The sequence below is a fragment of the Jeotgalibaca caeni genome (genome assembly GCF_028863945.1).
Classification (GTDB): Bacteria; Bacillota; Bacilli; order Lactobacillales; family Aerococcaceae; genus Jeotgalibaca; species Jeotgalibaca caeni.
Genome location: NZ_JARBEA010000013.1, coordinates 41,466 through 50,049, shown reverse-complemented (window position 1 = coordinate 50,049; position 8,584 = coordinate 41,466). Strand labels below are relative to the sequence as shown.

Below are 8,584 nucleotides of genomic sequence, written 5' to 3'. Positions count from 1 at the left end.
ATTACCAGACGCCACTAGAAGTGTTTTTGAGTTACCTAGACGAATCTACTTTGTCTAGCTTAAATTGACAAATCAAATGATAATGAAATGAAGAACTAAGAGGGAGTAAGGGTTTTCTTTTGCTTTATCAGAAGATGTTTCCCACTTCAACTTGTTACTTTTTGTTACTCTTGGTATAATTTTGTAATAATAGGTATTTGAGAAAGTGGTTATGAAATGAATATAGAACAGATGAAAGAAAGACAGAAGAAAATTAGGAACTTTTCCATTATTGCCCATATTGATCATGGGAAGTCTACGTTAGCGGATCGAATCTTGCAATTAACGGATACGGTGGCAGAGCGCAACATGCAAGCACAGCTCCTTGACTCTATGGATTTAGAGCGGGAACGTGGAATTACCATCAAATTGAACGCTGTGGAGCTGACATACAGAGCGGATGATGGAGAAGATTATATTTTCCATTTGATTGACACACCAGGACACGTCGACTTTACCTATGAAGTTTCCCGAAGTCTAGCAGCTTGTGAGGGGGCCATTTTAGTAGTAGATGCGGCGCAAGGTGTCGAAGCGCAAACCTTGGCAAACGTTTATTTGGCTGTCGATAATGACTTGGAAATTGTTCCTGTCATCAATAAGATTGACCTTCCAGCAGCAGATCCAGAACGGGTACGCGCAGAAGTGGAAGAAGTAGTAGGAATTGATGCCAGTGAGGCTGTTTTAGCAAGTGCAAAAGCTGGAATTGGAATCAAGGAATTATTAGAGCAAATCGTTGAAAAAATTCCTGCTCCAGGGGGTGACTTGGAAGAACCTCTACAAGCACTCATTTTTGACTCTGCCTATGATCCATATCGTGGGGTAGTCTTAAATATCCGGGTAATGAACGGTGTATTGCGCCCAGGAGACAAGATTCGCATGATGTCTAATGGGAAAGAATATGATGTAACAGAAGTAGGGATTTTCTCTCCAAAACCAATCCCTCGTGATTATTTAATGGTAGGGGATGTTGGTTATGTAACTGCCAGCATCAAGACCATCCAGAATGCTCGTGTAGGGGATACCATCACACTAGCGAATAATCCTGCTAGTGAGGCATTAGAAGGATACCGGAAGTTAAATCCGATGGTATACTGCGGAATTTATCCGGTTGACTCTTCTGACTTCAATGATTTACGTGAAGCATTAGAGAAGTTGCAATTAAACGATGCTTCGTTGCAGTTTGAGCCAGAATCTTCTCAAGCATTAGGATTTGGATTCCGTACAGGGTTCCTTGGAATGCTGCATATGGATGTTATCCAAGAACGTTTAGAGCGTGAGTTTAATCTGGATATCATTACAACTGCACCAAGTGTTATTTACCACATTAACAAAACAGATGGAACCACCCTTACAATCGACAACCCGTCAGAAATGCCGGACCAAACCGAGATTGAGAACATTGAAGAACCGTACGTAAAAGCAGAAATTATGGTGCCAAATGATTATGTAGGTGCTGTAATGGAAATTGCGCAACGCAAACGTGGTAACTTTATTACAATGGATTACCTATCAGACAATCGAGTAAATGTAGTGTACGAAATTCCATTGGCTGAGATTATCTTTGATTTCTTTGATCGTTTGAAGTCGAGCACAAAAGGCTATGCTTCTCTTGATTATGAAATCATTGGTTACAAACCAAGTAAATTAGCCAAGATGGATATTCTCTTAAATGGAGAGATTGTAGATGCATTAAGCACGATTATTCACCGGGACTTTGCTTATCAACGTGGACGTGCGATTACTGAAAAATTGCGTGAGATTATTCCTCGTCAGCAATTCGAAGTGCCGATTCAAGCTGCAATTGGACATAAGATCTTAGCTCGTACAACCATCAAAGCACTACGCAAGAACGTATTGGCGAAATGTTATGGTGGGGACGTTTCACGGAAACGGAAACTCCTTGAGAAGCAAAAAGAAGGTAAGAAACGGATGAAATCTGTTGGATCGGTTGATGTTCCTCAAGAAGCGTTTATGGCCGTTCTTAAAATGGAAGAAGCTGAATAAAACAAGGTGTTATAGAGCCTTTTTGAGCCCAAGCGAATGGAGTCGCTTGGGCTTTTTGCTTTTATGGAACAAAGGACTAGGATTAATGGTTATGATTTGTATAGTGAAGGAGAAGTAAATAGTGAAGTGACGCTTAGCCGAATATATGACTCGTTTTCATAACAATGTTAAAGTCAATCTTTAGACAAAAGCGTTTATTTTTGATATAATAGGATAGGTTAAGTATCTTGCACAAATAAAATTTCATTTGAAAGGGGCGTATGTGTATTGAACGCAATTACAGAAAAATTTTAGGAAGTATCATTCGCAATCTTGCCGATTGTAGGAGTCGTTCTCTTACTCCATTTCTTCCTTGTACCTTTAGAAACACCAGTATTAATGAGATTTTTAATAGGTGCTGTCCTCATTATGGTTGGAATGCCACTTTTCCTGCTTGGTGTCGATATTAGTATCGAGCCAATAGGAGAAGGAATGAGTGAAGCGTTAATTGAGACTAACAAGATGAAAATTGTAGTAACAGGCAGTTTTTTATTTGGCTTTATTATTTCTGTTGCAGAGCCTGATTTACATATCTTAGCGCAACAAGTAAGTTCCGTTACGAATAATGCCATTCCACAAATGTTGCTGGTAGTTGTTGTTTCATTAGGAATAGGGTTTATGATTGCGATGGGAATGTATCGTATCTTAAAAAAAGTTCCTTTGAATCGCTTCTTGACCGTTGTTTATCTTGCGATTTTTGTTTTAGCAATTTTCTCAAACAGTGACTTTTTAGCCATCGCATTTGATGCATCTGGCTCTACTACTGGATCAATTACGGTTCCTTTCATGTTGGCAATGGCAGCAGGTGCCTCTGCTTTTTCACGTAGCGGAGCCAACGAAGATACGGACAGTTTTGGTCTACTAGGGATTGCTTCTTCTGGGGCTATTTTAGGTGTTTTGGTTATGGGACTGATCAGTGGGAACAATGAGTTGAGTGGTGCTTTGCCTCTAGAGGAAGTAGCTACTGCAGGAATTTGGGGAACCTTCTTGAACCAGGTGCCCATTACAGCGCGTGATGCGATGCTTGCACTTGTACCGGTGCTCATCCTTTTCTTGATTGTAAATGCGATTAGCTTGAAATTATCAAAACAAAAAATGATTCGGATCGGAATCGGGCTTATCTATACAATTATTGGCTTAATACTCTTCTTAACAGGAGTAAATGCTGGTTTCATGGAAGCTGCAAGTCGATTAGGCTACTTATTGACGGTTGAAACAAATTCCTTTATGGTAATCGCCATGGGAATCCTTTTTGGGGTATTAACGATTCCCGCCGAACCTTCAGTTCATATTTTAACAAAACAGATTGAAGAGGAAACAGCAGGAGCCATCAAATCGGGTACCGTTATGTTTAGTCTATGTCTAGGTGTAGGGGTAGCGGTTGGATTATCTGTACTGCGAATTTTGATTCCATCTCTCCAATTGTGGCATATCCTCTTGCCAGCAATGGCAATTTCACTTCTATTATCTTATTTTGTCCCAAATATTTTCGTTGGGATTGCATTTGATTCAGGTGGTGTTGCTTCAGGAACAATGACTGCGACCTTTATCCTGCCATTCACACAAGGAGTTGCGGAATCAATCCCTACCGCCAATGTATTAACGGATGGTTTCGGTGTCTTGGCTCTGGTTGCGACTACCCCCTTGATTACTGTACAATTACTTGGGTATCTTTATCGTCTGAGAACCCAGTATGACACGAAGAAGCAGGAAGGAGAATCCTATGAATAATCTATCACCACTCTTTGATGAGAACTATACTCTTTTGACTGTGATTGTAGACCGTAAGAATTCCCAACGAGTTATTGATTATGCAAAAAAAATTAAAATTAAACGTTTCACGAGTTTTCGTGGTAGAGGGACTCTCCCGAACCCAATCTTAAAAATGTTGGAAATGGATGATGTTTACAAAGAGGTCATTCTCTTTGTTATCCCCTCTGTTCACGAGGAGAATATCATTCAATCATTTACTGAGAAGTTTCATTTTGACAAACCGAATCGTGGAATCTTGTTTACTGTTAAGCTATCCCGTGTATTGGGAATGACCTACAAGGCTCCAGAGGATTTGAAACCAGGACCTGCTCAAGATGCTGGAATTGTCGGAGTCTGCGCGATTGTAAATAAAGGGAATGCAGAACAGGTGATGGATACTTGTAACCGAGACCTCTATTTAGGTGGTACCATTATTCCAGCTCATGGATCCATTGATAAATCAAAGAAAATTTTCGATCAATTTGTGGAGAGCGACAAAGAAATGGTTCTGTTATTAGTTCCAGAATCACGTGTCCGTGCGGTTACACAAAAGATTGCGGACGAAATGAATTTTGAAAAAGAAAACTCAGGCGTTCTGTATACCTTTGCGGTCCATCGTATTAAAGGGTTGGTAGATCGTAAGCTTTCATTAGAAGAACTTGAGAAAAGCGAGAAGAGACCAGACTGGAGCGCAGAACAGACTGAATTTGATGCAGTGTGGGCGATTGTCCCATCCGGTACGGATCGGAATGTTATTCAGGCTGCTGAGAGAGGCGGCTCGCAAGGAGGCACCATTATCCATGCAAGAGGAGCTCATATCCGGGAACATGGATTAATGATTGCAGATATAGAGCCTCAAAGGGAAGTGGTTATTCTCTTGACAGACCGAAAGGATACGGAAACTATTGCAAATGAAATTGACAAAGAATTTCGTCTAGATGAACCAGGTCAGGGCATTGTGTTTGTCCATCCTATTCATGAAACGATTGGAATTTTCGAAAAAGAATAAGCTTATCGGAAGAGGCGGGAAAACATTCCTGCCTCTCTCTTTTTTTGGTAAAATAGATGCAATAGGAAGAAGAGGAGCGGATATCATGAAAACAGACATTCAGATTGCCCAAGAGAATGAAATGCTACCGATTGAACAAATTGCAGAAAAGATTGGCTTATCGAAAGAAAACTTGAAACAGTATGGAAAATATAAGGCCAAAGTGGATTGGGAAACCATCCAGGCTTTGGAAAATAACCCAGATGGCAAGCTTATTCTAGTAACAGCGATTAACCCAACTCCTGCTGGAGAAGGAAAATCGACCATGACGGTAGGGTTAGGCGATGCACTTTCGAAAATCGGTCAAAAGACAATGATTGCCTTGCGAGAACCTTCCATGGGTCCAACGATGGGAATGAAAGGTGGAGCTGCAGGGGGCGGATATGCACAAGTCCAACCGATGGATGAAATTAATCTTCATTTTACGGGAGACATGCATGCCATTACAGCAACAAACAATGCCTTGGCTGCCTTTATTGACAATCATATTCATCAAGGAAATGCCTTACAAATCGACCAGCGACGAATCACTTGGAAGCGGGTTTTAGATATTAATGATCGTGCCTTACGAAATGTTGTAGTTGGTTTGGGTGGGGTTAGTAATGGCGTTCCTCGTGAAGACGGTTTTGATATTACCGTAGCTAGCGAAATTATGGCCATCCTGTGTCTCGCTACTTCCTTAAAAGACCTGAAAGAACGGCTCGGAAACATTATGATTGGCTACAATGTTAATCGTCAGCCAATCACTGTTCGTGATTTAAAAATGGAAGGCGCGCTTACACTATTGTTGAAGGACGCTCTTGAACCTAACTTGGTGCAGACGTTGGAGCATACGCCTGCATTCGTCCATGGCGGTCCTTTTGCTAATATTGCCCATGGATGCAACAGTGTGATTGCGACAAAGACTGCCTTGAAAGTAGCTGATTATGTCGTTACAGAGGCTGGTTTTGGAGCAGACTTGGGAGCAGAGAAATTCTTAGACATCAAGGTGCCTGTACTTGGGAAATCGCCGGATGCAGTGGTCATTGTCGCAACGGTCCGCTCCCTCAAAATGCATGGCGGTGTCAACGTAACGGAACTGACAAAAGAAGAAAACGTGGAAGCCGTTCGAAGTGGTTTTACTAATCTTGAAAAACACATCGAAAATATGCAGCGTTATGGTGTTCCAGTTGTTGTCGGTATTAATCAATTTATTTATGATAGCGAAGCAGAATTAAATACAATAAAAGACTTATGCCTGAATAAAGGCGTGCCATGTGTTGTTGCCTCTGTTTGGGAAAATGGGGCAGCAGGTGGTGTTGATTTGGCTCAAGCCGTTCTTACAGCTACCCAAAATACAGCTCCCTTCATTCCGCTCTATGAAGCAGATTCCAGTATGGAACAGAAGATTAATCGGATTGTCGAAGAGATTTATGGCGGTGCAGCCGTACAGTATACACCAAAGGCGCTCACTCAAATGAAGCTGTTTAAGAAACACGGTTGGAGTACGTTACCGATTTGTATGGCAAAGACACAGTACTCCTTGTCTGATCAACCAAAAGCGCTTGGAAGACCAGCCGGTTTTACAATCACGATTAGGGAGTTTATTCCTAAAATCGGTGCTGGGTTTATTGTAGCTTTAACCGGAGATATTTTAACCATGCCCGGTTTGCCAAAAGAACCTGCAGCACTGAACATGGACGTGCTGGAGGACGGTACGATAACAGGACTGTTCTAAGTTCTGCTACTATAAGTCCTTAAAATAGGCTATACTGAAGGATGAGTTTAGCGCAGAATATAATGATAAAGGATGAAATAAAGCATGAAAGACTTAAATGTAATTGAACTATCGAAAACATATGGGATAAAGCCATTATTTCATCAAATATCCTTTACCATTCGTGAAGGAGAATCTGTCGGCTTAATTGGCCAAAACGGAAGTGGAAAAAGCTCGCTGATGAAAGTAATTGCAGGAGTAGATACAGCGGATTCAGGTACGATCGACAAACCAAGCCAATACCGTATCGCGTATCTTCCGCAAGATCCGCAATTTGACGATCAACAAACAGTCTTTGAAGCGGTTTTTACAGGCGAAGCGCCACTGGTTAAAGTGGTACGCAATTATGAAGAGGCAATTGCGAACTTAACCAAAGACAGTTCCAACCAAAAATATCAGGAAGCATACACACGGGCGGAACAAGAAATGAACCGTCAAGATGCCTGGCAGGCAGATGTACAGTTTAAGAGCATTCTAAATCAACTAGGTATTACAAACCTCAATCAACCAGTGAAGGAGCTCTCTGGAGGTCAGAGGAAACGAATTGGTTTAGCACAGGTACTAATTCAAGCTCCTGATTTATTATTACTGGACGAGCCAACGAACCACTTGGATGTTGATGCAATTATTTGGTTAGAGAAGTATCTCTCCCAATACAAGGGTGCTTTGTTACTTGTTACCCACGATCGTTATTTCCTTGAGCGTGTGACGAATCATATGCTAGAGCTACGACAAGGAAAAATAGAGAGTTATATCGGAAACTATGCTACCTACTTAGAGCAAAAAGCTGAACGTGAAGCGATTCAGCAGCGAATGGACGAGAAGCAAGTCCGCCTTTATAAAAATGAATTAGCATGGATGCGTAAAGGCGCAAAAGCACGTACGACGAAACAACAAGCACGTATTCAACGTTTTGAGTCGCTTGATGAAGCAGTGAAACAGCAAAATGGAGAAGAAAAGCAATTAGAAATCGCTCTTGAAGGGTCCCGTTTAGGCAAACGAGTCTTTAATTTAGAAAATGTTACGTTAAGAGCAGGCGAAAAAACAATCTTTAATCATTTTAGCCATATTTTTCAGTCCGATGATCGAATCGGTATCGTGGGGAAAAACGGATCAGGGAAAACTACCTTTTTGAAAATGTTGGCAGGGGAAATACAACCTGTATCTGGAAACATGGTGGTAGGCGAAACGGTTCGTATCGGATATTATCGTCAATTAATGGAGCCATTCCCAGAAGATAAACGAGTAATCACTTATTTGCAAGAACTTGCTGAGGAAGCAAAACGAATAGACGGTACGACCGTACGAGTAACCGAATTATTAGAAACATTCCTTTTCCCGAAAGAAATGCATGGAAATTTAATCCGTACTTTGTCTGGAGGAGAAAGACGACGCCTGTATCTACTGAAGCTGCTAATGAATCAACCAAATGTACTGCTATTTGATGAACCAACAAATGATTTAGATTTGGATACGTTAACTGTGTTGGAAGATTATCTATCCACATTCGCAGGTGCCGTATTAGTAGTTTCCCACGACCGGTACTTCTTAGATAAAGTAGCAGATAAGGTTATTGCGATTGATGAGCCAGATGGTCCTGTATTATATTATGGCAACATGAGCGAGTATTTAGAGAACCAAGCACAAAGATCATCTACTCAACCCTCACAAAAACAAGAAAACAAGGTAGAGCCAGAGGAAGATAGTAAGAAGGATAAAAAGAAACTTACGTATAGTGAAAAACTTGAATGGTCTTCTATCGAAGAAAAAATCATGGTGCAAGAAGAAGAAATTGAAGGAATCAAAGAAGAGATGGCAACAAATGCTAGTGACTATTCTAAACTAGCAGAATTACAAGAACGATTGGAAAAAATGGAAGCAGATTTAGCGAAAAAGTGGGATCGTTATGAATACTTGAGCCAGTACGCGAACGAGTAGGAAGGTGC

The 8,584-nt window shown here is 41.1% G+C and carries 5 protein-coding genes; all 5 read left to right on the top strand.

Annotated features, from left to right (window positions below):
* The first annotated feature begins 216 nt into the window (after window positions 1–216).
* The gene (lepA, locus tag PVE40_RS04465) at window positions 217–2,043 is read left to right on the top strand and encodes a translation elongation factor 4 (RefSeq protein ID WP_274730689.1); all 1,827 of its coding nucleotides are present in this window, start codon (window positions 217–219) and stop codon (window positions 2,041–2,043) included.
* 312 nt (window positions 2,044–2,355) lie between these two features.
* The gene (locus PVE40_RS04460; RefSeq protein ID WP_274730688.1) at window positions 2,356–3,813 is read left to right on the top strand and encodes a DUF1538 domain-containing protein; all 1,458 of its coding nucleotides are present in this window, start codon (window positions 2,356–2,358) and stop codon (window positions 3,811–3,813) included.
* Window positions 3,806–4,843, top strand: a complete 1,038-nt coding sequence (locus PVE40_RS04455; protein ID WP_274730687.1) for a P-II family nitrogen regulator — start codon at window positions 3,806–3,808, stop codon at window positions 4,841–4,843. Before PVE40_RS04460 ends, PVE40_RS04455 begins: the two co-directional genes overlap by 8 nt.
* An 85-nt stretch (window positions 4,844–4,928) precedes the next feature.
* Entirely contained in the window at window positions 4,929–6,599 is a 1,671-nt protein-coding gene (locus PVE40_RS04450; protein ID WP_274730686.1) for a formate--tetrahydrofolate ligase, read from the top strand.
* Window positions 6,600–6,683: 84 nt separating this feature from the next.
* Complete coding sequence (locus PVE40_RS04445; protein ID WP_274730685.1) at window positions 6,684–8,576, top strand: ABC-F family ATP-binding cassette domain-containing protein; 1,893 nt, start codon at window positions 6,684–6,686, stop codon at window positions 8,574–8,576.
* The last annotated feature ends 8 nt before the right edge of the window (window positions 8,577–8,584 follow it).